We start from the raw sequence: 24696 nt of genomic DNA, 5'->3' as shown, positions 1-24696 counted from the left end.
CGGAGCCGATAGTTAAGTAAGTGAATGACGCATCTTGTTGGCACAAAAATTGTATTAATTAGCCAGAGAATCATTTTTTTGACGCGCAGGAAACGAAGTATGGCAAGTGGTGCTGCAAGGCTGAACAATTTAAAAGGGTTTGCTCAAGCAAATTCGCATTTGATTAAAGGGTTCGGTACCCCGCTGGCGGTTATGGCGATTTTGGCAATGGTCGTGTTACCCATTCCGCCTATCTTGTTGGATATCCTCTTCTCATTTTCTATCACACTGTCGTTAGTGGTGATGTTGGTCGCGGTTTACACGCACCGTCCGCTCGATTTCGCGGCATTTCCAACCGTGTTATTGATAGCGACCGTATTGCGTTTATCGTTAAATGTGGCATCGACGCGTATCGTGCTGCTCAACGGTCACGAAGGACCTGGCGCGGCGGGTAGCGTGATCGAAGCATTTGGTAGCGTCGTTATTGGCGGCAACTACACAGTCGGTCTGGTGGTGTTTGCGATCCTAGTGATTATTAACTTCATCGTTATCACTAAAGGTGCAGGTCGTATTTCTGAAGTCACCGCGCGTTTTACCCTTGATGCCATGCCAGGTAAGCAAATGGCGATTGATGCCGACCTCAATGCGGGCTTAATCAATCAAGAAGAAGCGAAGGCACGCCGCAGCGATGTCACGCGTGAAGCAGACTTCTACGGCTCTATGGACGGTGCCAGTAAGTTTGTTAAAGGTGATGCGATTGCCGGCATTCTTATTCTACTAATCAACGTGGTTGGTGGCTTCTTAATCGGCATGATCCAGCACGGATTATCTTTTGGTGAGGCGATAGAAGTTTACACCTTGCTGACCATCGGTGATGGTTTGGTGGCACAGATTCCAGCGCTGTTACTCTCGGTTGCTACTGCGATCATTATCACGCGTGAAAATGACACCAAAGACATGGGTGAAGCGGTTGTATTCCAGCTTATCAACAACCCTAAAGTGTTAGTCATTACCAGTTCAGTTTTGTTTGCCATGGGTATCATCCCAGGTATGCCTCATTTTGCATTCCTCTCGATGTCGGCAGTTTTAGCTGGGGCGGCTTACTACAAAATGCGCAATGCAGAAACGAAAGAAACCGAGCAAGTCGAGCAAAAGCAACAAGAGCAACAGCAGCAAACGGCCCAAAAAGAACTCAGTTGGGATGATGTACGCCACGTTGACACGCTGGGTTTAGAAGTGGGTTACCGTCTCATACCCTTGGTCGACCGAAGCCAAGGCGGTGAATTGTTATCGCGCATAAAAGGCGTGCGTAAGAAACAGTCGCAAGAGTTTGGCTTTTTAGTTCCAGCGGTGCATATCCGCGATAACCTCGACCTCGGCCCGAATAGTTATCGCATTACGCTGATGGGTGTGACGATGGGTGAGGCCGATATCCGCCACGACTGCGAACTGGCGATTAATCCCGGGCAAGTCTTTGGTGAGCTCGAGGGCGAGAAAACCACCGATCCTGCGTTTGGTCTCGAGGCGGTTTGGATTAAGCCAGAACAGCGCGAAAATGCCCAAACCATGGGCTACACCGTGGTTGATGCGGCAACGGTTGTCGCCACGCATTTGAGTCAAATCGTCACAAACCACGCCTCGCAATTATTAGGGCACGAAGAAGCTCAAGAGCTATTGGATCGCTTGGGACGCAGTCATCCGAAGTTGGTCGAGGGGCTAGTCCCCGATTTACTGTCACTTGGTAATTTCGTCAAAGTACTGCAAAACCTGCTAGATGAGGGGATTGCAATCCGTGACATGCGAACCATTACACAGACCTTGGTGGAATACGCAGGGCGCACTCAGGACACCGATGTCTTGACCGCCGCAGTGCGCATTTCATTACGTCGACTTATCGTACAGGACATCTCCGATGGACAAAAAGAGCTCCCCGTCATTACTTTGGCGCCAGAGTTGGAACAGATGTTGCATCAATCATTGCAGGCAGCAGGCAATGAAGCCGAACAACAAGGCGCGGGTATCGAACCTGGCTTGGCAGAACGCTTGCAGCACTCGTTGAAAGAGGTTCATCAGCAACAAGAGATGAACGGCGAGCCTTCGGTCTTACTGACCTCAGGCTTATTGCGCTCAACGATGGCGCGGTTTGCGCGTCACTCCACTGATGGAATGCGGGTACTGAGTTACCAAGAAATTCCAGATGATAAACAGATTCGAATTGTGAGCTCGATTGGCGGCCAACAACAGCCAGCGGCTCAGTGATAGGGGGATTTACCTGTGAAAATGAAGCGCTTTTTTGCTGAGGATATGCGTCGAGCTTTATTGCAAGTGAAAGAAACGCTAGGGCCCGATGCCGTTATCATGTCGAATAAGAAGGTCAATGGTGGCGTTGAGATCGTTGCGGCAATCGATGGTGATGCTGAACCGCAAGCGCCAAAAGCGCAAGCACAGCCCGACAAAACGGAAGAGCCAGCCAAGCCAGCGAATTCTTTAGCTGAGATCCTCGCGCGCCAAGCGCAGCACCCGGCGATGGCGAATGCTAACGAGCCTCCCGAAGCGGCACCCCAAGCGACACCTCAACAAAATGAGCAGTCGATCTGGCAGGCACAAACCGATACGGTAGACGAACCTGCCGAGCCCGAAGTCGATGTTCCAGATTATGTAGGTGGTGGCAGCGCTGCGGAAATAGCGGAGCTGCGTGCACAAATTAAGGGTGTTCAAAATCTATTACAACACCAGCTGAGTGGTTTAATGAAGCAGGAAATGGAGCGCGAGGAACCAATGCGAGCATTATTGACTCAGCGCCTGATGACCATGGGAATCAGCGAGCGAATCGCCGATCAAATTGCCTGTTTTATCCCAGAGGGTGATGACATTGAGGACAGCTGGGAGCAATCGCTGCAACTGCTCGAAGGTCAGCTAAACACCACTCATGACGATATTTTGACTCGTGGTGGCGCAGTCGCGTTGGTTGGACCCACAGGGGTAGGAAAAACCACGACTATCGCAAAACTTGCAGCGCGTTATGCCCAGCGTCATGGCTCTGAATCGGTGGCATTGATTACGACCGATACCTTCCGCATTGGCGCAAGTGAACAATTAAAGGTCTATGGGCGTATTATTGGCTGTCCAGTTAAGGTCGCCAATGATGCTAAAGAGTTAGCGGATGCGATGCTCACCTTGCGCGATAAGCGTCTGATTTTGATTGACACGGCAGGGATGGGTCAGCGCGATAAACGCTTAAGTGAGCAACTCGCACAATTATTACAGAATAAACGTCTGAGAATCCGTCCATATTTGGTATTATCATCAACATCACAGACACAAGTGTTGAACGATACCGTTAAGCAATTCAAAACATTGCCATTGGCAGGTTGTATTTTTACCAAGCTCGATGAGTGTTTGAGCTTGGGTGAGAGTATCAGCGTCGCCATTGAGCAAGGACTTGCAGTGGGTTACTTAACCCACGGACAACATGTTCCAGAAGATATCCGTGTGGCCGACGAACATTACATGGTCACTGAAGCGGAGCGCTTATACGACAAAAGCATTTGTTCGAATGTGTCAGACATGCCAAAATCAAACTGGCAGGCCGTTCAATAAAGGTCATCGATTAACCAAGCAACAGGTAGCAGTAAGAGTTGGAGCACATGGATCAAGCGAGTGGCTTAAGAAAGATGAATCAAAGTAAAGTCAAAGTCATTGCAGTAACCGGTGGTAAAGGGGGGGTGGGTAAAACCAACATCTCTTTGAACATGGCCATTGCAATGGCAGAGCAAGGTAAGCGTGTATTGGTACTCGACGCCGATTTGGGTCTTGCCAATGTTGACGTGATGCTCGGACTGCGCGTACAAAAAAATCTTTCTCATGTGCTAAGTGGGCAAGCAGAGCTCAAGGATATCTTGATCGAAGGTCCCGCTGGTATTCGCATTGTCCCAGCGACATCGGGTACTCGTTCGATGATTGACCTCGATGAAACACAGCACGCTGAGTTGATTCGTGCGTTCAGTGATTTACAAGGTGACTTTGATGTGTTGGTCATTGATACCGCAGCAGGGATAGGCAATACCGTAGTGCGTTTTGCCCGTGCCGCTCAGGATGTAATGCTGGTCGTCTGCGATGAGCCCACCTCGATTACCGATGCCTATGCGCTGATGAAAGTGCTCAGCAAAGAGCAGGATGTGTTTAAGTTTAAAGTGGTTGCTAATATGGTGCGCAACCTGAGGGAAGGTCAATTACTCTTTAATAAATTGACTAAAGTCACCGATCGGTTTTTAGATGTGGCGTTAGAATTGTCCGCCATTATTCCGTTTGACGAAAATATTCGTCTCGCGGTGCGAAAGCAAAAACCACTGGTGCAATTACACCCTCGGTCGCCCGCTTCATTAGCCATCAAAGCGCTTGCACAGCGAGCACTTGATTGGCCTGTCCCTGCGCAAGCAGGCGGCCATTTAGAATTTTTCCTTGAACAATTAATAGGATCGGCCGATAACGGTAAGAAGCAGGATGTTGCCAATGAATAAAGCCGCTGTTTACAGTGCCCATGCCGACAATCGCCAAGCGATTATTGAACAACATACCGGGTTGGTAAAACGAATTGCGCACCACATGATGGCGCGCCTGCCCGCGAGTGTACAAGTCGATGACTTGATCCAATCAGGCATGATTGGCTTATTGGAAGCAGCTAGAAATTTTGATAACAGTAAAGGTGCAAGCTTTGAAACCTTTGCTGGAATCCGTATACGAGGTGCCATGCTAGACGAAATTCGTCGGGGCGATTGGGCGCCTCGCTCTGTGCACCGTAATCATAGACGCGTTCTCGAAGCCATTCGCCAAGTAGAAAACGAGACGGGGCGCGATGCTAAAGATACGGAAGTCGCCGAAAAATTAGAAATGTCACTTGAGGAATACCATAGCATACTGCGCGATGTTAACTCAGGACGTATCATTGGTATCGAGGACCTCGGCGTCTCTGAAGATGTCATTGTCCCTGAGCAAGTGACGGGTACCAACTATGAGCCGCAAAGAGATGTAGAAAACGATGCGTTTCATCGCGCACTGGTGGATACCATTTCTGGTTTACCTGAACGTGAAGCATTAGTGCTTTCGTTGTATTATGATGAAGAACTAAACCTAAAGGAAATAGGTGAAGTTCTCAGCGTGAGTGAATCACGTGTGAGTCAAATTCATAGCCAAGCGATGATGCGGTTAAAAACGCGCATGCAAAGCTGGGTTGAGTAATTGTCGTAGTAATCGAGAGCCCAAGTGGAGGGAGCTTTGGATAAAAACATGAAAATTCTTGTTGTTGATGACTTTTCAACAATGAGACGAATCATCAAAAACCTTCTTCGCGACCTTGGATTTACCAATATCCAAGAAGCTGACGATGGCAACACTGCCTTACCGATGCTCCAGCAAGGTGATTTCGACTTTGTTGTCACCGACTGGAACATGCCAGGTATGCAAGGTATCGACTTACTTAAAGAGATCCGTAAAGACGATGACCTTGCGCATTTACCTGTTTTGATGGTGACCGCAGAAGCGAAGCGAGAGCAAATCATTCAAGCTGCACAAGCGGGTGTTAACGGATACATCGTTAAGCCTTTCACAGCTGTTACGTTGAAAGAAAAGCTCGATAAAATCTTTGAACGCATCAGTTAATGAGTGCGGTTATGGCAAAATCATCGGCAAATATATCGCTCCAGCAAGCGCGGCAATTGGTTGAGTGGCTTGAAGAGGGCGAACAAGCTAAAGCGGATCAATGGCTTGATGACTTTCGTGAAGAACGTGATGACAAATTATTTACGTCTGTGGGGCAACTCACCCGCGATCTGCACGAAGCCCTGCAAGACTTTCAACTCGACCCCCGCATCATGCAGTTAACGCAGGACGATCTGCCTGACGCACAAAACCGCTTGCAATATGTTATTGAGAAAACAGAGGATGCCGCCAATCGAACCATGGATGCGGTTGAAGCCTGTTTGCCAATGACAGACGAGATGCATCAACGTGTCGAACAAGTTATGCCGACTTGGCAGCGATTGATGAACAATGACATTCAGTTGCACGAATTCAAAGAGATGTGCCATCAAGTCGATGCGCTGATGCGCGAATGTGGGCAAAACATGCCACAAATACACGGCTTAATGACCGAAGTTTTAATGGCGCAAGATTACCAAGATATAACGGGTCAAATCATCCGTCGAGTTATCCAGCTCGTAGAAGACGTCGAGAAAAATCTAATCGAGCTACTCAAGTTGTTTGGTGAAGAACAGAAATCTCAAGCTAAACAAAATGTAAAAGCAGTCGATAAGAGTGCAGCAGAAGGGCCTGTCATTAACCCAGAACAACGCGATGATGTCGTCGTTAATCAGGATGACGTAGACGATTTATTATCTAGTTTAGGTTTCTAGGAGAGAGTAGCGCATGAGCTTTGAGATGGACGAAGACATCTTGCAGGATTTCTTGATCGAGGCGGCTGAAATCCTCGAGCAACTATCTGAGCAACTCGTTCAATTAGAAAACGATCCCGACAACAAAGACCTACTAAACGCGATCTTTAGGGGCTTCCACACTGTTAAAGGTGGCGCTGGATTTTTGTCGGTATCTGCGTTGGTTGACACCTGTCATGGCGCGGAAAACGTTTTCGATACCCTTCGCAATGGTCAACGTTCCGTTTCATCTGACCTGATGGACGTTATCCTGCAAGCACTCGACACCATCAATGCGCAATTTGCGCAACTGCAAGCGCGTCAAGAGCCAGAAGCCGCTGACAGCGAGCTACTCGAAACCTTGCACAAGCTCTCCCAACCCGAATCGGAAGACGAAGCCGACGTACGTCGCGCCTCTGGCGCGACAGGCGATGGCTCCGACGACACCGAAACCGACGACGATACCGACACCGACGTACGTCGCGCCTCTGGCGCGACAGACAATGCCTCTGTCGACGACATCCAAGAAGACGAATTCGAAGCACTACTCGACGAACTTCACGGCAAAGGCAAAGCACCCACGGCGGGTAAAGCACCAGATAGTAAAGCTGAGAAAAAGCAAAGCACAACCAGCGACAGCAGTGGTGGTGACGAAATCACCGATGACGAGTTTGAAGCGTTACTCGATGAGCTCCACGGTTCGGGTAAAGCGCCTACCAGTGCAGAGAAAAAGCAAGCAGAGCAAAAGGCGTCGAACAAAAGCGACAGTGATGAGATCACTGACGATGAGTTTGAGGCGCTACTCGATGATTTGCATGGCAAAGGCCAGGCGCCTAAAGTGGGTAAATCAGAAGCCAAACAGCCCGAGCCTAAAAAGCCAGAAGCTAAAAAGCCCGAGCCGAGTAAACCCGAACCGAAAAAACCAGCGGCAAGTCAGCCTGCGGCCAAGCAAGAAGCTAAGAAACCTGCTGCGCCACCACCGCCGCCGCCAGAAACAACAGTACGTGTTGATACCAAGCGACTTGATGAGATCATGAACATGGTCGGTGAGTTAGTCTTGGTGCGCAACCGCTTGCTGAGCCTGAGTAATAATGATGAACAGAAGCAAGAGGAAATGAGCAAAGCCATCGCTAACCTTGATGTGGTCACCGGTGATCTGCAAGGTGCTGTGATGAAAACGCGTATGCAGCCTATCAAGAAAGTGTTTGGCCGCTTCCCACGTGTTGTCCGCGATTTGGCGCGAAGCTTGAAAAAAGAAATCAATCTAGAGATGTACGGTGAAGATACCGATCTCGACAAAAACTTAGTCGAGGCGTTGGCCGACCCGTTAGTGCACTTGGTGCGTAACTCCGTCGATCACGGCATTGAGATGCCCGATGAGCGCCAAGCAAAGGGTAAGCCACGCGAGGGGACAGTCACCCTTTCAGCATCGCAAGAAGGTGACCACATCATGTTGTCGATTAAAGACGACGGTGCGGGCATGGACGCTGAAAAGCTGAAACAAATCGCGATTAAGCGTGGTGTATTGGATGAGGACGCTGCGGCGCGCCTCACTAACGAAGACGCATATAATCTTATTTTTGCCGCGGGTTTCTCAACTAAAGAACAAGTGTCAGACATCTCTGGGCGAGGTGTGGGCATGGACGTGGTGAAAACCAAGATCAGCCAATTAAACGGTAGCATTAAAATCGATTCAGAATTGGGTCGAGGCACTGAATTATTGATTAAGGTACCGTTGACGTTGGCAATCCTGCCGACCCTCATGGTGGAAGTTAAACAGCAAACGTTTGCGTTACCGTTGGCGGTAGTCAGCGAGATCATCGACCTAGACATGTCAAAGACCAACACCGTTGATGGTCAGCTGACATTGATCGTACGCAAACGCGCCATCCCTCTGTTCTTTTTAGAACACTGGTTGACCCGGAATCCCGAGCGTAACAAACGCAACGAAAATGGGCATGTGGTGGTAGTACAAATCGGCACCCAACAAGTCGGTTTTGTTGTTGACGCGCTCATCGGTCAAGAAGAAGTTGTCATCAAGCCATTGGATAAATTACTGCAAGGTACACCGGGTATGGCCGGTGCGACGATCACCAGTGATGGCGGTATCGCGTTAATTATTGATGTGCCGAGCATGCTGAAGTACTACGCAAAACGATAACGGGTAACACTAAAAATGACAGTGAGTGTTTTAGTGGTCGATGACTCGGCGTTTTTTCGACGCCGAGTAACAGAGATTCTTGAAAGTAATAGTCAAATAAAAGTCATCGGTTCGGCTAATGATGGCCGTCAAGCCGTGGAGCAAGCAAAAGTTTTACGTCCTGATGTGATCACCATGGACATTGAGATGCCAGTAATGAATGGTATTGATGCGGTGCGTGAGATCATGCGCGATGCGCCTTGTCCTATCTTGATGTTTAGCTCGCTAACGCATGAAGGCGCAACAGCTACGTTAAATGCGTTGGAAGCCGGTGCAGCTGACTTTCTGCCAAAGAAATTTGAAGACGTTGCGCGCAACCGTGAGGACGCGGTCAAAACATTGCAAGATAGAGTGCTGGCGATTGCAGGCAAACCGGCTTTACGGCGCTCTTCACCGCCTCGTCCTTCCGCCGTATCGCGTGCAAAACCACAGGAAGCCGAGCCTAGCGTACGTCCGGGCTCTGATCGCTTTGCCCGCAGCACGCCGCCACCAACGCGTACTTCGACACGTGAGTCAGAGCCTAGCAGTCCGCGCGTCGTTACCGAGCGATTGACCATTAATCGTGCTTATCAGGTACTGGCAATAGGTACGTCAACGGGCGGACCTGTCGCGTTGCAGAAAATACTCACGCAATTGCCACAGAATTTTCCGTATCCTATCGTCATGGTACAGCATATGCCTGCCGCGTTTACTAAGGCGTTTTCGCAGCGTTTAGATGGTTTGTGCAAAATCAGCGTGCGTGAAGCAGAAGATGGCGATAGCTTACAACCAGGCGTTGCGTATTTAGCGCCGGGCGGAAAGCAGATGTTGATTGAAGGCCGCGCTGGAGCGGCACGCTTACGCGTGCGTGAGGATAATTCGGGCCGCGTAACTTATAAGCCGAGCGTCGATTTAACCTTTGCCAGCTTATCCAAAGTTTATGGTGGCAAAGTATTGGGCGTGATTTTGACAGGTATGGGTGCCGATGGCCGTGAGGGTGCGCGAATGCTGAAAGAGCAGGGCGCGACGATCTGGGCTCAGGATGAAGCCAGTTGTGTGGTCTACGGCATGCCGCAAGCGGTTGCGAGCGCAGGGATTTCGTCGCGCAGTGTCAGCCTGAACCAAATGGCAAGCGCGTTACTGACCGAAGTCGGTTACGGAGACTAAACCATGCATGTGTGGACCATCGCTAATCAAAAAGGCGGCGTAGGTAAGACCACAACGACTGTGGCGCTAGCTGGCTTATTGCAGCAGCGAGGCCAGCGCGTGCTATGCATTGATATCGATCCGCATGCATCGCTCACATTTTATTTTGGTATTGATGCGGAAGGCTTACAAGCGACCGCCTACGATGTGTTTGCTATGGGCAAACATGTCGATAAAGAAACCACAGTAAAAGCCATTGTTTCGACCGAACATGATCATTTAGATGTCATGCCAGCCTGTATGGCACTGGCAACACTTGACCGAAAACTCGGTACGCAAGGCGGTATGGGCTTAGTGTTACAGCGCGCCCTAGCCTTTGTTGAACACCGTTACGATTATGTATTAATCGATGTGCCTCCGGTATTAGGTGTGCTAATGGTGAATGCGTTGGCGTGTTGTGAGCGGGTGCTGATTCCGGTGCAGACAGAGCCACTTGCCCTTAAAGGGCTTGAGCGTATGATGCGTACCTTGGCGTTGATTCAAAAGTCACGTGGGCAGGCGCATCAGTACACAATTATTCCAACATTGTATGATAAGCGCACACGCGCCTCGTTAGACACCTATAAGAAGCTTGCGCAGCGTTATGGTAAGAGTGTGTGGAACGGCATGATCCCAATTGATACAAAATTTCGGGATGCCAGTAATGAACAGCTACCCCCGTCGATGTTTGCGCCGCAATCACGCGGTGTATTGGCTTATCAAACCTTGCTGACACATTTGCAGCAATTGCACTTATAGGAGGTCACGTGAGTCGCTCAAGTTACAGTAGTGAACAAGCAATGACCGAGTATTTGGATGCGTTGTTGCTAGAAGAAGAAATGCCGCCGGTGGATTTTGATGATTCACCGGTTCGGTCATTGCTTGAGCGAGCTGCACCACAATTGCAGCCGCCCGAATTGGAGCCAGAACCAGAACCAGAACCTGAGCCAGAACCTGAGCCAGAACCTGAGCCAGAACCCGAACCCGAGCCGGTGCCTGAGCCTGTCGATGAACCGGAATTCGCGTACCAAGCAGACCCAATCGCTGAACCCGAACGACTCGAACCGACAGAGGTTACAGAAACCGAAGCACGCGCCGATATGAAAGATGACGGCGCGACACCACCGCCGACAGATGCCATGATGGAATATCAAGAAAATGATTTCCAAGCACTGTTTTTTAAAGTGGCGGGATTAACCTTAGCCGTGCCGTTAAAAAGTTTAGGCGGCATACATACGTTAAGTAAAATAAGCCCGTTAATTGGTAAGCCCAGTTGGTTCAAAGGTATCATGAACGAGCGCGGCGCCAAGCTACAAGCGGTGGACACTGCACGTTGGGTGATGCCAGAGAAGCTGACCGACGAAGTGGCGGAAAATATTAGTTACGAATACATGATTACATTGAGTGATAGTCCATGGGGCTTGCTGTGTGAGGAGCTGGTTGATAGTGAGCCGTTACAGCCAGAGGCTATTCAGTGGCGTAATGGACCCAACCAAAAACGTCCGTGGCTGGCTGGCGTGGTACGTGACAGAATGTGCGCGTTGCTCGATGTAAATGCATTAATTACACTGCTGGATAAAGGCTTGGGTCATACTCAAACCGACCCAAAAAACGAATCGGAGTCATAGCATGGCAACTGAAAACCGTAAAACCAAACAACAAGCTGAAGCCGATAGCAACGATGAAGTGCTTCAGTGGGTAACCTTTCAACTGGAGCAAGAGACCTACGGCATCAACGTAATGCAGGTACAAGAAGTACTGCGCTACAGTGAGATTGCACCTGTCCCTGGTGCGCCAGACTACGTGTTGGGTATTATCAATCTGCGCGGTAATGTCGTCACGGTCATTGATACGCGCCTGCGCTTTGGCTTGCCCGAGAACGAAATTACCGATAACACCCGCATCGTGATTATTGAATCGGATAAGCAGGTGATTGGTATTCTGGTCGACAGTGTCGCCGAAGTGGTGTACTTGAAGAAATCAGATATCGACAGTGCCCCGAATGTTGGCACAGAAGAGAGCGCACGCTTTATCCAAGGGGTTTCTAACCGTGACGGTGAGTTGTTGATCCTAGTCGACTTAGATAAAATGCTGACCGACGAAGAGTGGGATGAAATTTCGCGGTTAGGGTAAATAGAGTTAATGACCTCAATTATAGTTTGGCTAGCATCGGCTGCGCTGATGCTAGCAATCATTGCGCTTATTGTGGCGATAATGACCAGTCGTAAACACGCCGAATTGCTAGAACGCCAACAACAGCGCTTACTGATGCTTACCGAAGCCTTAGGCGCATTAGAAAACAAACCGCAAACACGCCAACCTGCTGCTAATAACGAGGCTGTAACTCAACTGCGTGAAGAGTTTGAGCAGTGGCAACGCAAGCAACAACATGCAATTCAACAAATCGAGCAGCAACAGCAGGCGCAACAAGAGCAATTTGCCACCACACTGAAGCAATTAGAACAGCAAGAACCGGAAATAAAACTGTATCAACGAGCGGCTAAGCTGGTGGAGCAAGGCGCCAGTGTCGATGATTTGATGCAAGCGTGCGATTTACCGCGTGCCGAAGCTGAACTGATGCTTGCGATGCACAAGCGCAGTTAGTACCAACTATCGGGAAACCTGCCATCCAGTAAGTAAGAAAAAGCAATGAGTTCCGCGATGAGCACATAGAGTTCACGCGGGATTTCTTCGCCTACGTTAAGCCGCGCTAACGAGTCTGACAGCATCGGATCTTCATGCACCATAACCCCATGCGCCTTAGCGACCTCAATAATTTCCTCAGCCAACTCATCAAAGCCCTTAGCAATGACTTGCGGTGCGTTAAGGCCATCATAGGATAGACCAATGGCTTGTTTTTGCTTATTGCTATCGCTCATACCGTCACCCGGATAATACCACTGTGTTGTTGTGCCAAGCTTTCCGGTACTTTGCCTTGTTTAATCTGAAAGTCCACCGCAGCAACATCGAGTTGTGTTAAACGTTGCTCAAGCTCAGGGAGCTGGCGCTGCAGATGGCGTTGAGCCGCTATTGATTCGGTAAAAAATTGCACGCGCGTTCCGCCTGTTTGATAACGTCCTTTCACCAGCATCGGTCCCCATTGCTTAAGTTCAAACCGTAAGTTAAAGAGCCACACTGAGCGTTCATTTTGTTCATCATCACGGCCGCTTGGTTCGCGTTTAATCAACAATTCGGTGCCGGTTTGGCTACTTGGATTGTGTGAGGGCAACATCAGGTAAAACTCGGGCTGTTGTGCCGGACTCTCTTGTAGCCGTATTTGGCTGCTTTGTGCGCTGTTCATGGTTTGCGCCAAACTACTGAGTAACCGTTGCAACTGCGCAGCGGGCTGTTGTAACAGTTGGGCATTCAGCCGCTCGCGCACCTCGGCGGTCATCGGTGGATTGGGTGTCAGCGAGCGATCGCTGCCCGCACGGGGTTCGCTGGGTGCGCGCATGATTTGATCTAACACTGCCTGACTCAACGCCTTGGCGGCTTGCGGCTGGGTGCCTTGTTGTGCCTGCATCCGAATACCGAGCAGTGCAATAATCAGTTTTCCGACCACGCCTAATTGTTGGTTAGGTTGGCTCGCCAATGGCTTGGCGGCGAACCAGTCATTGACATACTGAGCAAGCTGCTGCGGCTGCGTCATCTGCTCGCCTTTGGGCAACTGCGCCAATGTTTGCGTAAGTAACTGCTTCACCTCAGTGTGCTGCTGCGGCGTCACGTCAGTCACCTGCCGTAAAAACTGGCTAAGTTGTGCGGGGCTGAGTGTCTGAGTTTGCTTGACTAACCGCCCGTCAACGGTCGCTGTTTGCGCCACCTGTGGTTGTACGGAAGACTGTGACGGTGCGGAGGGCTGGGGGTGTGAGCCAGCCGCAGGCATCGGTGTGTTTAATTGTTGCACCAGCGCTCGCACCAAAGGCTGTGGTACCTGGGGTAAGGGAACACTCACTTCGCTCGTTGTACGTGGGGTAATCGTCAGTTGCATGACTAACTGACCTTGTTTAACGCTAACGGCTTCAATCTGCACTGGCAACTGGGTTAATCGCGGCGGTGAAGCCTGTGCCTGAGTGGCTTGCGACTGCGCTGCCTTAACCCACTGACCCAGCCATTGTTGCAGTTGTTCTGTGACCGCTTGGCGTAGCGGCTGAGGCAATTGTGCAAGCGCGATGGACGTCGATGCTGGACGGCTCAAAACATCGGTCTGCGCTGAGGGCACTGGCGTCGGTAAGCTGATACGCGCATCACTGCGCACCATTTGCTCAACCATACGGTTGACCAACGCCGTTTGTGCTTGCTTGGTCGGCGGCGGCTGTACGGTGTCAGTCGCCCGTTCTGTCACCCGTAATAATAATTGCTCAAGTTGTTGCGTCACCGCCGTTACCGTTTGTGCTGGCACGTTTAACTGACTGGTAAGCGGTGCTGGGTTAAAATGCTGAGGCTGCGAGGGTGGATTTTGCAGCTGCGAAGTGAGGGCGTTAAACACACTTTGCAGGGTGGCTTGCTGCGCTTGTGTGATAGCGGCTTGGGGCGTCTTTGTCGATGCCATCGCAGCGGCATCCGAAGGTGTCGCCAACGACTGCATCACCTGTTGTAATAACTGTTTAATTTGCATAACGCATTGCCCCTACCCAGATCATGAAAAGCGACCGTTTTACATGGCTTTTTCGGCAAATATTGTGGTAAACTCGAGCCAATTTACACATCATTTGCAGACATTGCCGCAGCCTTGATGAAGCATAAAACAACAGAACCTCTGCCCCGACTTAAAGCGCACGAACTTTCGTCAGTTCGCGGCGGGCGTACCTTGTTTGAACAGGTCTCGTTTGAGGTTCATGCAGGCGAACTCTGGCAAATCACAGGTGCCAATGGCGCCGGCAAGTCGACCTTGTTGCGCATGCTGGCCGGCTTAATGCCGAGCAGCACAGGCCGTATCGAGTTTAACAACCACTCAATACAGTATGACCGTAGCGCCTATCATCAGCAACTCTTGTTTATTGGCCATAAGCCCGCGGTAAAAGCCGAACTCACCGCGCTAGAAAATGTCTACTGGCAACGCCGTTTAAGCGGCGACACCGGTGCACGTCAAGACAGCATGGACGACTGGCGCTTGCTCGAAACTATCGGCTTACTCGGTCTTGAAGATGAAATGACCGGACGCTTGTCGGCGGGGCAACAGCGGCGCGTTGCACTCACGCGGTTATGGCATAGCCAAGCACCACTGTGGATTCTTGATGAGCCCTTTACCGCGCTCGATGTCAAAGGTATCGCACTGCTCGAGCAACGCTTTAATGAGCATTTAGCAAAGGGTGGCAGTATTGTGATGACATCGCATCAGGCATTATCCTTGGCGAGCTTAAACCCACAACAATTGCATTTGGGCGAAGTCTACGCCAACGCAATGGGAGCTGTGTAATGACCGCACTGCAGTTATGGCGTTCAGTGCTGAGTAAAGATCTGCGTCTCGCCGCGCGACGGCGCTCCGATGCGATTAACCCGCTGATCTTTTTGCTGATGGTCATCACTTTGTTCCCGTTAGGCGTGGGGCCCGGCCCCGATATTCTTGCGCGCATCGCCCCCGGTATTATTTGGGTGGCGGCGTTGTTGGCAACGCTGTTGGGCGTTGATCGAATTTTTAAAGATGACTATGCCGATGGCTCACTCGAGCAACTGTGTTTGTTGCCGCAGCCACTCGCCTTTACAGTGAGCGCGAAAATGGTTTCGCACTGGTTGTTAAGTGGGCTGCCATTAGTGATACTCTCGCCGCTACTGGCATTACTACTGAGTTTGCCGGGCGACGCTTACGCGGCGCTGAGTGCATCATTATTATTAGGCACCCCTGCGCTGAGTGCGTTAGCAGCCATCGGTGCATCACTGACGTTGCCATTGCAACGCGGCAGTGCCCTAGTCAGTTTGATTTTATTGCCATTGTTTATTCCGATACTGATTTTTGCCACATCGGCAGTAGAAAGTGCAGGAATGGGGATGGCTGTGCACGGACAATTGGCTATTTTAGCCGCAATTTCCGTATTAACGGTAACATTAGCACCGCTGGCCGTGGCCGCGGGCGTCAGAATGAGTGTGAATTAATATGTGGCGTTGGTTACACCCTTATGCAAAACCTGAAGCAACCTATCGCTTAGTGGATAAGATGCTCCCGTGGTTCGCCGGCTTAACAGTAATTAGCTTGCTGGTGGGTATGGTCTGGGGCCTCGCGTTTGCGCCGGCCGACTATCAGCAGGGCGACAGCTATCGAATTATTTATATTCATGTGCCCGCCGCTATCTTCTCCATGGGCGCTTATTTTGGCATGGCGATATGTGGTGCCATTGCACTGATCTGGCAAATTAAAACAGCGGAATGGGCACTTCCTGCGATTGCACCGGTCGGCGCTGCTATGACCGCCATCGCATTGTTCACCGGTGCGATATGGGGTAAGCCCATGTGGGGCACTTGGTGGGTGTGGGATGCACGGCTCACGTCTGAACTGATTTTATTGTTTTTGTACATTGGTGTGATGGCGCTGTATGCCGCATTTGATGACGCGCGTACAGGTGCTAAAGCGGCCTCGATTTTGGCGATTGTGGGTGTGGTCAACCTACCCATTATTCATTACTCGGTAGAGTGGTGGAACACCCTGCACCAAGGTGCCACCATCACTAAGTTTGAGCGTCCATCCATTGCTAACAGCATGCTATGGCCGCTATTGATCAGCTTATTGGGCTTTATGTTGCTGACCGCAACATTGGTGCTGATGCGCTACAAAAACCAGCTGTTAAAACATGAACTGAATCGTCCTTGGGCGCAGGCTGAGTTGGCACAAGCGAGCAGCACTTCGGCTGAGGAGAAACGCTAATGGCATTTGATAGTTTTAGCGAATTTGTGCATATGGGTGGCTACGGCTTGTATGTCTGGTCGTCTTTTTTTCTGACTTTTTTAGTGATTGCAGGTGTTGCCTTAGAAACCAGTGTGCAACGGCGACGTTTGCAGAAGGAAAGCTTAAAAGTTCAACGTCGTAAACAGCGGCTTGCACGTCGTACGCAGCAAGCGAGTGCTGAGGAGTAGAAGTATGAACCCGCGTCGCAAAAAACGGTTAACTTGGGTATTGGTATTAGTGGTTGGGGTCAGTGTTGCGATTGGTCTCATGTTGTATGCCATGAGTTACAGTATTAACTTGTTTTATACCCCAAGTGATTTTGAGCAAGTCGAAGCAGGCAAACAACCGCCACAAGTGGGTCAACGCATGCGGATTGGCGGAATGGTGGTGGAAGGGTCCGTTGATCGCGATCCCGAAACGCTGGAAGTCAGCTTCAAGGTCACCGATACCGGCCCCGAAGTGACCATTCTGTATCAAGGCATTTTGCCTGACTTGTTCCGTGAGGGGCAGGGCATTGTCGCACAGGGTGAGTTGATTGCACCGCGGACATTGCAGGCAAGCGAAGTCCTTGCCAAGCACGATGAAGAATACATGCCGCCCGAATTAGCCGAAAAAATGAAAGGCATTAAGCATGTCAATCCGAACAAACCGGCTGAGCAAGAGGAAACACCATGATTGCTGAGCTAGGTCACCTAAGTATTGCCATTGCGCTGGCATTTTCAGCGCTGCTGGCGGGATATGCGCTGATAGGGGCGCAACGCGGTCATGGCGGCATGATGAGCCTGTCGCGCCCGCTGGCGATCGGACAGTTTATCTTTACCGCGATCGCTTTTGCCTTGTTGGTCACGGCGTTTGTGCAAAACGACTTTAGCATCGCCTACGTGGCGGCTAACTCCAATACACAGCTGCCGTGGTTTTATCGCGTGACCGCAGTGTGGGGCTCGCATGAGGGTTCGTTCCTACTGTGGATGTTGATGCAGGCAGGCTGGATAGCTGCGGTTGCACTGTTTTCACGTTCGATGCCACTACCAATGGTCGCACGTGTGCTCGGTATTTTAGGGCTGATCAGCATCGGCTTCTATCTGTTCATGATGACGGTATCGAACCCGTTCGACCGCAGCCTGCCGTTTATTCCTGTCGACGGCAACGACCTAAACCCATTGTTGCAAGACCCCGGCATGATTATTCACCCGCCCTTGCTATATATGGGCTATGTCGGTTTCTCAGTGGCCTTTGCGTTTGCCATTGCGGCGTTAATGTCGGGCAAACTCGATGCGGCGTGGGCACGCTGGTCGCGTCCGTGGACCTTAGCCGCTTGGATGTTCCTCACCGTTGGTATTGCGCTCGGTAGTTGGTGGGCGTACTACGAACTAGGCTGGGGCGGTTGGTGGTTCTGGGACCCTGTTGAAAACGCCAGCTTTATGCCATGGTTGGTCGGTACCGCATTGATCCACTCGTTAGCGGTCACCGAGAAGCGGGGGAGCTTTAAATCATGGACTGTCTTGTTGGCGATAGCAGCGTTCAGCTTGAGCCTATTGGGCACATTCTTAGTGCGTTCCGGTGTGTTGGTATCGGTCCACGCATTTGCTTCTGATCCCACCCGTGGATTGTTTATTCTGGTGTTGCTGGCGATCGTGATTGGTGGCTCGCTCGCACTGTACGGCTGGCGCGCATCACAAATGCAAGGCTACAGCCGCTACGAAGCCGCATCGCGAGAAGTGTTTTTATTAGCCAATAACGTACTATTGATGGCGGCGATGGTGGTTGTCCTACTCGGGACCTTGTTGCCGTTGGTGTATAAGCAGCTCGGTCTGGGCTCCATCTCTATCGGCGAACCTTTCTTTAATGAGCTGTACAGCTACTTGGTCGTACCGTTCGCCTTGATGCTGGGTATCGGTCCTTGGATGCGTTGGCGCAGACAACCGCTTGCGCCGCTGCTTAAACCCTTATTACTGTGCTTAACACTCGCTGTCGTGCTTGCCTATGTATTGCCTAAAATCTGGGCAGATGAAATGTACGTGTGGGCAGTGTTGGGCTTGTTCCTCGCCTTGTGGGTCGCGTTAGCAACCATCACCGATGTGCTACAAACGGTGCAACAACGTGGCGGTGATGTCAGCGCGTTACGCCGCATTCCTGCGAGCCAGTGGGGTATGGTGTTAGGTCATATTGGCTTTGCCGTGACTTTGGTGGGTATTGCGCTGGTTTCGCATTACGAGACCGAACGTGACGTTTCAATTAAGCCTGGTCAAACCGTCAACGTGGGTCAGTATGACCTGACCTTTGAACACCTGACGCATAAAGAAGGCCCGAACTATGATTCCGACCATGGTGTTTTCACCGTCAGTGAAAACGGCGAGTATGTCACCGAAGTGGTCAGTGAAAAGCGTTTTTACCGCGTGCAGCGAATGAGCATGACCGAAGTCGGACTCGATTCAGGTTTACTGCGCGATCTGTATGTTGCCATGGGCGAACCGCTCGAACAGGGTCAGGGCAACCAAACCAAATGGGCAGTACGCTTTTATACTAAGCCGTTTGTCCGTTGGATTTGGCTCGGCGCATTGATCATGGCGGTAGGTGGTGTCATCGCCATGGCAGACAAACGCTATCGCAAACGTAAACAAGGAGCCCCAGCATGAGTACAGAACAAACACAAGGCTCAAGTAAAAAGTGGATCGTGCTGTTCGTTCCATTAATGCTGTTTGTGGTGTTGGTGGTCTTTTTACTCAAAGGCTTGGGTGATGACCCAACGCATTTAGAATCGGTGTTGATCGATAAGCCTGTGCCTGCTTTCACTGCGGAGGATCTGTTTGATCCCACCGAGCAGCATAGCGAGCAGGTGCTCAAACAAGGGCCGCTGTTGTTAAACGTATGGGCAACCTGGTGCCCGACATGCCGTGCCGAACATGAGTTCCTAAATGAGCTCGCAGCGCAGGGTATTCCTATCGTCGGTTTAAACTATAAAGATGATTCGCGTGGCAAAGCCATGGATTGGCTGAATACGCTGGGTGACCCTTACACCGTTAATTTGTATGACCCAGAAGGTAAAGTGGCGTTTGAGTTTGGCGTGTATGGTGCGCCCGAGACTTACTTTATCGATGCACAAGGGCGCGTGCGCTATCGCCATGTTGGTGACGTCAATCCACGTAACTGGGAAAACCAGTTAAAAGCGGTCTATCAACAAATGGTGAAGGAGGCGAAGCAATAATGCGTACCTTAACCAGCACACTTATCAGCACATTTGCGGTGTTAGCAACATTGTTCAGTGTGTATGCGGTGGGACAAGCATCCATTCGTCAACATGAGTTTGAAACGGAGGCACAGCGTCAGCTCTATCAAACCTTGATCCAAGAGTTGCGCTGCCCGAAATGCCAAAACCAAAACATTGCGGATTCTAACGCACCCCTCTCTGAAGATATGCGCGACCGCACCTATACCATGGTGATGGAAGGTAAAAGTCGCGAAGAAATTATCGACTACATGGTCGCTCGGTACGGCAACTTCGTGCACTATCGCCCGCCATTTAATTGGTACACCAGCATTTTGTGGTGGGGACCCTTGCTGATCATTGCGATTGGCGTGGGCGTAGCATGGATGATGTCGCGCAAGCGTAAACAGCCACTGGCCTTGTCAGAAGAAGAGCAAGAGCGACTGAAACAGTTAAGGAAGCCAAACCATGATTAAGTTGTATTTGGCGATGGCCGTACTGCTGATTATTGCAGTCATTATTGTGTTGCTAGCCGGCTTGCGTCAACGTCGACAAAGCGTTGACCGCGAGAGTGAAAACCGTGATTGGTATGAAGAGCGCTTAGCCGAGCTTGAACACGACAAACAGCAGGCACGTATCTCGCAAGAAGCCTACGATGAAGCGAAGCTGGAGCTAGACAAAACCTTTATCAGTGACAGCCGCGATATCGAGGGCGAAGTGAGTTGGCAGCGCGCGAACCCTTTTATTCCCATCGCAATCATCCTTGCGGTGGCGGTTGGTTTTTATGCGCTGTTTGGGAGTTGGTCATTGCAAAAGCAAGCCGACGATGCGCTCACGCAGTTACCAGAGCTTGGTCAACGGCTGTTGCAGGAACAGCAACAAGCGGATGTTGAATCCATGCAAACCTTTGCACTTGGGATGCGTCAAAAGCTAGCGGCTAAACCGGATGACCCGATGGCATGGTGGTTATACGCCGGTATCATGTCCGATCTGCGTCAGTTTGACCAAGCGCAACAAGCGTTTGAGAAATCGCTCGCGTTGGCGCCGAACCGTCTTGGCACCTTAATCAGTTATGCGCGTTTTTTGATGTCATCGCCGACCGAAGAGCATCTGCGTAAGGCGGCGAGTTTGCTGGCGCAAGTATTACAGCAACAGCCAACGCACACTGAGGCATTGTCGCTGACCGGTTTTGTGGCGTATGAACGGGGCGACTGGGAACAAGCCATAGCGGCATGGCAACAGCTGTTGCCATTGCTAGAAGAGGCGTCCCCACGCAGTAATGCGGTGCAACAAGCGATAGCCGATGCCGAACAAAAAATGCAGGCAGCGGACCGCAGTGTGACAGTCAGTGTCGGATTAGATGACGACCTACGTGACCAATTACCTGCGCAAGGAACCCTATTTATTTACGTCACTGCGACTCAAGGTCCAGCGATGCCTGCGGCGGTAAAACGTATGCCTGTCAGCGATTGGCCGGTCACCGTGACATTGACGGATGCCGATTCGATGCTGCCAGATTATCGTTTAAGCGGCTTGGACCAATGGCAAGTTAAAGCCATGGTGTCGCAAGATGATAAAATTGACCGTCAAGCGGGTGATCTCTTTGCCGAGCCGATGACTATAAATGCACAGCGCTCTGCAGAAGTAGCGCTGACTCTTAATCAAACAGTAACGGAAGTAGCGAATGACTAATTGGCTTAAAACCGCACCTAAATGGGTAATACTCGCCAGCACATTGGCGTTAGGTGCTTGTTCATCTCAACCGGATGACCCCTATGCAGACCCGCGTGACCCCTTTGAAGATACGAACCGGGCAGTATGGGATTTTAACCGTGAGTTGGATAAAGCTGTCATTAAACCGGCAGCCGAAGTCTATGAAAACGTACCTGAGCCCGTGCGTAACTCGCTTTACCGTGCGCTAGAAAACTTGCAAGAGCCTTGGTCATTCGTGAACAACGTGTTGCAAGGGCAGTTTAAGGATGCCGGCGTGACTGCAGGGCGCTTCTTTTTTAACAGCACCATCGGTTTGCTGGGTTTACTGGATCCAGCAACCGAAATGGGTCTCACCAAGCGCGAAGAAAGTTTAGGACAGACACTGGCTGTATGGGGTGTGCCAAACGGTCCATTCCTGATGCTGCCGGTATTAGGTCCTACGGTTGTTATCGATCGCGGCACCGATTGGGTCGATGGTAACTACTTCCCATACACCGAAATCAGCGATGACTGGGATATTCCTCGTTACACCATCAAAGGCTTATCACTGCGGTTACGCTTGCGCGAGCAAGAGCAAGTGTTAGATAACTCACTTGACCCGTATACCTTTGTCAAAGAAGCCTACTACCAAAACTGGAACTACGAAGTTTACGACGGTAATCCACCGCCAGAGGTCGAGGCTGACGCCGAAGAAGTCGACTTTTCGGAAAGCTCGTATTGACGACAGACCTGCCTTGGACGATCCTTAAAAGATTCGTCCGAGGATAGGTGTATCTGAATGGGTCAAAAACAAGTTTTACTGATTGAAGATGATCGCGTGTTTCAATCAGTGGTTGAGCAGTTTCTCATCCAGCAGAATTACGCAGTACATTGTGTAGAATATGGTGAGCAAGCCTTATCGCTGTGCCAACAAAGTACGCCGGATATTGTGCTGTGTGACCTCATGTTGCCTGACATCAATGGCCTGCAAGTTATCGAGCGCTTATTAAGTATCGCCCCGCACCTTCCGGTGATCGTCATTTCGGCGAGTTCTGACATGAGTGATATTCGTGAGGCGGTGCGACTGGGGGCGTGGGATTACCTAGTCAAACCCATTGATAGCCTGTCAACGATTACGCAAGCCATCGAACATTGTCTTCAGCGCCATCGATTAGAAGAAACCTATGTCAGCGATATCTGGGAGTTGGACAGCCATATTAATCAACTCTATCAAGATCAACACATCGTTGAGCGCCTTGCCAGTGACCTTTTGGCGCAAGCTCCCCTACATATCGGTGATTACATTATCGAAAACCAAGTGGCGGAGGGTGCCGAAGCCAACATTTGGATAGATTATCGTACCTTAACCGAGGGTAGGGTATTAGTGGTGATGGCGACGGCGCACAGCCAAACCGAGCAAAACCTAATTCCGTTACTGGTGTTAAAGACACTGATCGATCCGTTAATACGTCAACATCTTGCGGGGAGCGATGATACCGTGCTTGACCCGCGTGATTTGGTACAGCACATTAATTTTGAGTTGTGCCATTCGCGAGTGCGGACAGCGTTCGATGGGGTGTTCGCGATTCTTGATAGCGAACGCCAAACGTTTCGTTGGACTCAAGTCGGCGACCGCATTCGCATGCAGCCGCAAGCCAAGCCTGACCTGGCGTTAGGCATATGGCGACATGCGAGTTTTCACAGCTATATTCACACGGATGTAAAACGCGTTCATTGCCAATTACCTGAAGCGATTCTCAGTATTGAGCGTCAGGCTGTATCCTCATCTTCATCTTGATCTTCTTCCTCTAATTGATCCGCACGCTGTGCTTCAAACTGACGCACAGCTTTATCAATATAAGGCAGTGACATATTTAACGTAATAGGCTGAGTAAATAGCGGATAACCAATACCAGCAGCCAGTAAGCCGACAGCTTTCCACCAACCGGGCAAATCGACGATGGCAAAAAAGATGATGCAAATTGGCACCAATTTAGCTAGGTTACATATCATACGACGAGGTACTGGCATCGCTTGTTGCGCGATTGTTAAGATAAGCGCTCTTTCTGTGAAAGGAAATGATTTGAGCTGTGGAACCTGTCGTGAGGTTAAATAGAATCCCATGGCACCTTACCTAAGCCGTTGTTAATAACAAATTGGATTTGCATTATAACAGCTCGGCAAGGTATAAACGTGCCCCTACGAAAAAATGTTCGAAAAAGGAAGAATTCATGAGCACGAAGCGGGTTAAAAAAGTCGTCATCCCGGTTGCCGGATTGGGCACGCGGATGCTTCCAGCTACGAAGGCAATCCCTAAAGAAATGTTGCCTTTGGTGGACCGTCCATTAATCCAATACATTGTTGAAGAGTGTGCTGCCGCCGGTTTAACCGACGTTATTTTGGTGACCCACTCGAGTAAAAACTCTATCGAGAACCACTTTGATACGAGTTTCGAGCTAGAAACGACTTTAGAACGCCGCGTAAAACGCCAGCTACTGGAAGAAGTCCAAGCCATTTGTCCTAAAGGCACCACCATCATGCACGTGCGCCAAGGTGAAGCTAAAGGACTAGGTCACGCCGTATTATGCGCACGTCCGCTTGTCGGCGATGAGCCGTTTGCTGTCGTGTTACCCGATGTACTTGTCGATTCAGCAAGCTGTAATTTAAATGAAGACAACATGGCTGAAATGGTGCGTAACTTCACCGACACAGGTGCAGCTCAAGTCATGGTTGAAAAAGTACCGCGTGAGCAAGTGAGCAACTATGGTATCGCGGATATCAATGGTGTCGACTTAGCCGAAGGCGAGCAAGCACCGATTAAACAGTTGGTCGAAAAGCCCGAAGTGGATAAAGCGCCTTCAGATTTAGCGGTGGTAGGTCGCTATGTATTCCCAGAGGCGCTGTGGTCGCTGTTAGCCAAGACGCCTGTTGGTGCAGGTAATGAGATCCAGCTAACGGATGCGATGGCAATGTTGCTTGAACAGTCACCTGTTAATGCTTATTACATGAAAGGTAAGAGCCACGACTGTGGCAACAAGCTGGGTTATGCGCAAGCGTTTATTGAGCATGCATTGCGTCATCCGTCACTCGCGGATGATATGAAAGCGTACATCAAGCAGTTACAAGCTTAAGTGTAACGGCTCGAGGCCAG

The 24696-nt window shown here is 50.4% G+C and carries 27 protein-coding genes; 24 read left to right on the top strand and 3 right to left on the bottom strand.

Going from position 1 to position 24696, the window contains the following annotated elements; translation table 11 throughout:
- Positions 1-99 precede the first annotated feature (99 nt).
- From flhA to DFP83_RS06905, 12 genes are read left to right on the top strand one after another with little or no spacing between them, the layout of a single operon-like run.
- Complete coding sequence (flhA, locus tag DFP83_RS06960; RefSeq protein ID WP_110574294.1) at positions 100-2238, top strand: flagellar biosynthesis protein FlhA; 2139 nt, start codon at positions 100-102, stop codon at positions 2236-2238.
- Between the two features lie 15 nt (positions 2239-2253).
- Complete coding sequence (flhF, locus tag DFP83_RS06955; RefSeq protein ID WP_110574293.1) at positions 2254-3579, top strand: flagellar biosynthesis GTPase FlhF; 1326 nt, start codon at positions 2254-2256, stop codon at positions 3577-3579.
- A 47-nt stretch (positions 3580-3626) separates the two neighbouring features.
- Positions 3627-4499, top strand: a complete 873-nt coding sequence (locus tag DFP83_RS06950) for a MinD/ParA family protein (protein ID WP_110574292.1) — start codon at positions 3627-3629, stop codon at positions 4497-4499.
- A complete protein-coding gene (locus tag DFP83_RS06945) occupies positions 4492-5217 on the top strand; it encodes an RNA polymerase sigma factor FliA (protein ID WP_110574291.1) in 726 nt (241 codons plus the stop codon). The genes DFP83_RS06950 and DFP83_RS06945 overlap by 8 nt, the downstream gene beginning before the upstream one ends.
- 36 nt (positions 5218-5253) lie before the next feature.
- A complete protein-coding gene (cheY, locus tag DFP83_RS06940) occupies positions 5254-5637 on the top strand; it encodes a chemotaxis response regulator CheY (RefSeq protein ID WP_006954899.1) in 384 nt (127 codons plus the stop codon).
- An 11-nt stretch (positions 5638-5648) separates the two neighbouring features.
- Entirely contained in the window at positions 5649-6389 is a 741-nt protein-coding gene (locus DFP83_RS06935) for a protein phosphatase CheZ (protein ID WP_110574425.1), read from the top strand.
- A gap of 13 nt (positions 6390-6402) precedes the next feature.
- Positions 6403-8568, top strand: a complete 2166-nt coding sequence (locus tag DFP83_RS06930; protein ID WP_110574290.1) for a chemotaxis protein CheA — start codon at positions 6403-6405, stop codon at positions 8566-8568.
- Positions 8569-8583: 15 nt separating this feature from the next.
- Positions 8584-9753 carry a protein-glutamate methylesterase/protein-glutamine glutaminase gene (locus DFP83_RS06925; RefSeq protein ID WP_110574289.1) on the top strand — a complete coding sequence of 390 codons (1170 nt, stop codon included), beginning with the start codon at positions 8584-8586 and terminating at the stop codon, positions 9751-9753.
- 3 nt (positions 9754-9756) lie between these two features.
- A complete protein-coding gene (locus tag DFP83_RS06920; RefSeq protein WP_110574288.1) occupies positions 9757-10530 on the top strand; it encodes a ParA family protein in 774 nt (257 codons plus the stop codon).
- Between the two features lie 8 nt (positions 10531-10538).
- Positions 10539-11399 (top strand): chemotaxis protein CheW, encoded by an 861-nt coding sequence (locus tag DFP83_RS06915; protein ID WP_181416385.1) that lies wholly within the window; start codon positions 10539-10541, stop codon positions 11397-11399.
- Position 11400: 1 nt separating this feature from the next.
- Positions 11401-11904, top strand: coding sequence for a chemotaxis protein CheW (locus tag DFP83_RS06910; protein ID WP_110574287.1), 504 nt, complete (start codon positions 11401-11403; stop codon positions 11902-11904).
- Positions 11905-11913: 9 nt separating this feature from the next.
- Entirely contained in the window at positions 11914-12375 is a 462-nt protein-coding gene (locus DFP83_RS06905) for a DUF2802 domain-containing protein (RefSeq protein ID WP_110574286.1), read from the top strand.
- Here DFP83_RS06905 and DFP83_RS06900 read toward each other — a convergent pair.
- Positions 12372-12650: an EscU/YscU/HrcU family type III secretion system export apparatus switch protein gene (locus tag DFP83_RS06900; protein ID WP_110574285.1), complete on the bottom strand. Its 279-nt coding sequence runs from the start codon at positions 12648-12650 to the stop codon at positions 12372-12374. The genes DFP83_RS06905 and DFP83_RS06900 overlap by 4 nt on opposite strands.
- The gene (locus DFP83_RS06895; protein WP_110574284.1) at positions 12647-14386 is read right to left on the bottom strand and encodes a flagellar hook-length control protein FliK; all 1740 of its coding nucleotides are present in this window, start codon (positions 14384-14386) and stop codon (positions 12647-12649) included. Before DFP83_RS06895 ends, DFP83_RS06900 begins: the two co-directional genes overlap by 4 nt.
- Before the next feature lie 117 nt (positions 14387-14503).
- Between DFP83_RS06895 and ccmA the strand changes: the two genes are divergently transcribed.
- The 11 genes from ccmA to DFP83_RS06840 are packed head-to-tail and all read left to right on the top strand — an operon-like array spanning position 14504 to position 23343.
- Positions 14504-15187 (top strand): cytochrome c biogenesis heme-transporting ATPase CcmA, encoded by a 684-nt coding sequence (ccmA, locus tag DFP83_RS06890; RefSeq protein ID WP_110574283.1) that lies wholly within the window; start codon positions 14504-14506, stop codon positions 15185-15187.
- Positions 15187-15861, top strand: a complete 675-nt coding sequence (ccmB, locus tag DFP83_RS06885) for a heme exporter protein CcmB (protein ID WP_110574282.1) — start codon at positions 15187-15189, stop codon at positions 15859-15861. Before ccmA ends, ccmB begins: the two co-directional genes overlap by 1 nt.
- 1 nt (position 15862) lies before the next feature.
- Positions 15863-16627, top strand: a complete 765-nt coding sequence (locus DFP83_RS06880) for a heme ABC transporter permease (RefSeq protein ID WP_110574281.1) — start codon at positions 15863-15865, stop codon at positions 16625-16627.
- A complete protein-coding gene (ccmD, locus tag DFP83_RS06875) occupies positions 16627-16836 on the top strand; it encodes a heme exporter protein CcmD (protein WP_071463328.1) in 210 nt (69 codons plus the stop codon). Before DFP83_RS06880 ends, ccmD begins: the two co-directional genes overlap by 1 nt.
- 4 nt (positions 16837-16840) lie before the next feature.
- Positions 16841-17323 carry a cytochrome c maturation protein CcmE gene (gene ccmE, locus DFP83_RS06870; RefSeq protein WP_110574280.1) on the top strand — a complete coding sequence of 161 codons (483 nt, stop codon included), beginning with the start codon at positions 16841-16843 and terminating at the stop codon, positions 17321-17323.
- Positions 17320-19284, top strand: a complete 1965-nt coding sequence (locus DFP83_RS06865; protein ID WP_110574279.1) for a heme lyase CcmF/NrfE family subunit — start codon at positions 17320-17322, stop codon at positions 19282-19284. The genes ccmE and DFP83_RS06865 overlap by 4 nt, the downstream gene beginning before the upstream one ends.
- Positions 19281-19853: a DsbE family thiol:disulfide interchange protein gene (locus DFP83_RS06860; RefSeq protein ID WP_110574278.1), complete on the top strand. Its 573-nt coding sequence runs from the start codon at positions 19281-19283 to the stop codon at positions 19851-19853. Before DFP83_RS06865 ends, DFP83_RS06860 begins: the two co-directional genes overlap by 4 nt.
- Positions 19853-20329 carry a cytochrome c-type biogenesis protein gene (locus DFP83_RS06855; protein ID WP_110574277.1) on the top strand — a complete coding sequence of 159 codons (477 nt, stop codon included), beginning with the start codon at positions 19853-19855 and terminating at the stop codon, positions 20327-20329. The genes DFP83_RS06860 and DFP83_RS06855 overlap by 1 nt, the downstream gene beginning before the upstream one ends.
- A complete protein-coding gene (ccmI, locus tag DFP83_RS06850; RefSeq protein WP_110574276.1) occupies positions 20322-21545 on the top strand; it encodes a c-type cytochrome biogenesis protein CcmI in 1224 nt (407 codons plus the stop codon). The genes DFP83_RS06855 and ccmI overlap by 8 nt, the downstream gene beginning before the upstream one ends.
- Positions 21538-22287, top strand: a complete 750-nt coding sequence (locus DFP83_RS06845) for an MlaA family lipoprotein (protein WP_110574275.1) — start codon at positions 21538-21540, stop codon at positions 22285-22287. The genes ccmI and DFP83_RS06845 overlap by 8 nt, the downstream gene beginning before the upstream one ends.
- A gap of 57 nt (positions 22288-22344) precedes the next feature.
- Positions 22345-23343: a response regulator gene (locus DFP83_RS06840; RefSeq protein WP_110574274.1), complete on the top strand. Its 999-nt coding sequence runs from the start codon at positions 22345-22347 to the stop codon at positions 23341-23343.
- Here the strand turns inward: DFP83_RS06840 and DFP83_RS06835 are convergent.
- Positions 23316-23669, bottom strand: coding sequence for a DUF6170 family protein (locus tag DFP83_RS06835; protein WP_110574273.1), 354 nt, complete (start codon positions 23667-23669; stop codon positions 23316-23318). The two genes, DFP83_RS06840 and DFP83_RS06835, sit on opposite strands and share 28 nt — an antisense overlap.
- Positions 23670-23776: 107 nt before the next feature.
- On the opposite strand from DFP83_RS06835, the gene galU reads away from it, so the two are divergent.
- Positions 23777-24676 carry a UTP--glucose-1-phosphate uridylyltransferase GalU gene (galU, locus tag DFP83_RS06830; RefSeq protein ID WP_110574272.1) on the top strand — a complete coding sequence of 300 codons (900 nt, stop codon included), beginning with the start codon at positions 23777-23779 and terminating at the stop codon, positions 24674-24676.
- Positions 24677-24696 lie beyond the last annotated feature (20 nt).

The sequence above is a fragment of the Idiomarina fontislapidosi genome, from assembly GCF_003226255.1.
GTDB classification, from domain to species: domain Bacteria; phylum Pseudomonadota; class Gammaproteobacteria; order Enterobacterales; family Alteromonadaceae; genus Idiomarina; species Idiomarina fontislapidosi.
This window is presented reverse-complemented; position numbering and strand designations above follow the sequence as displayed.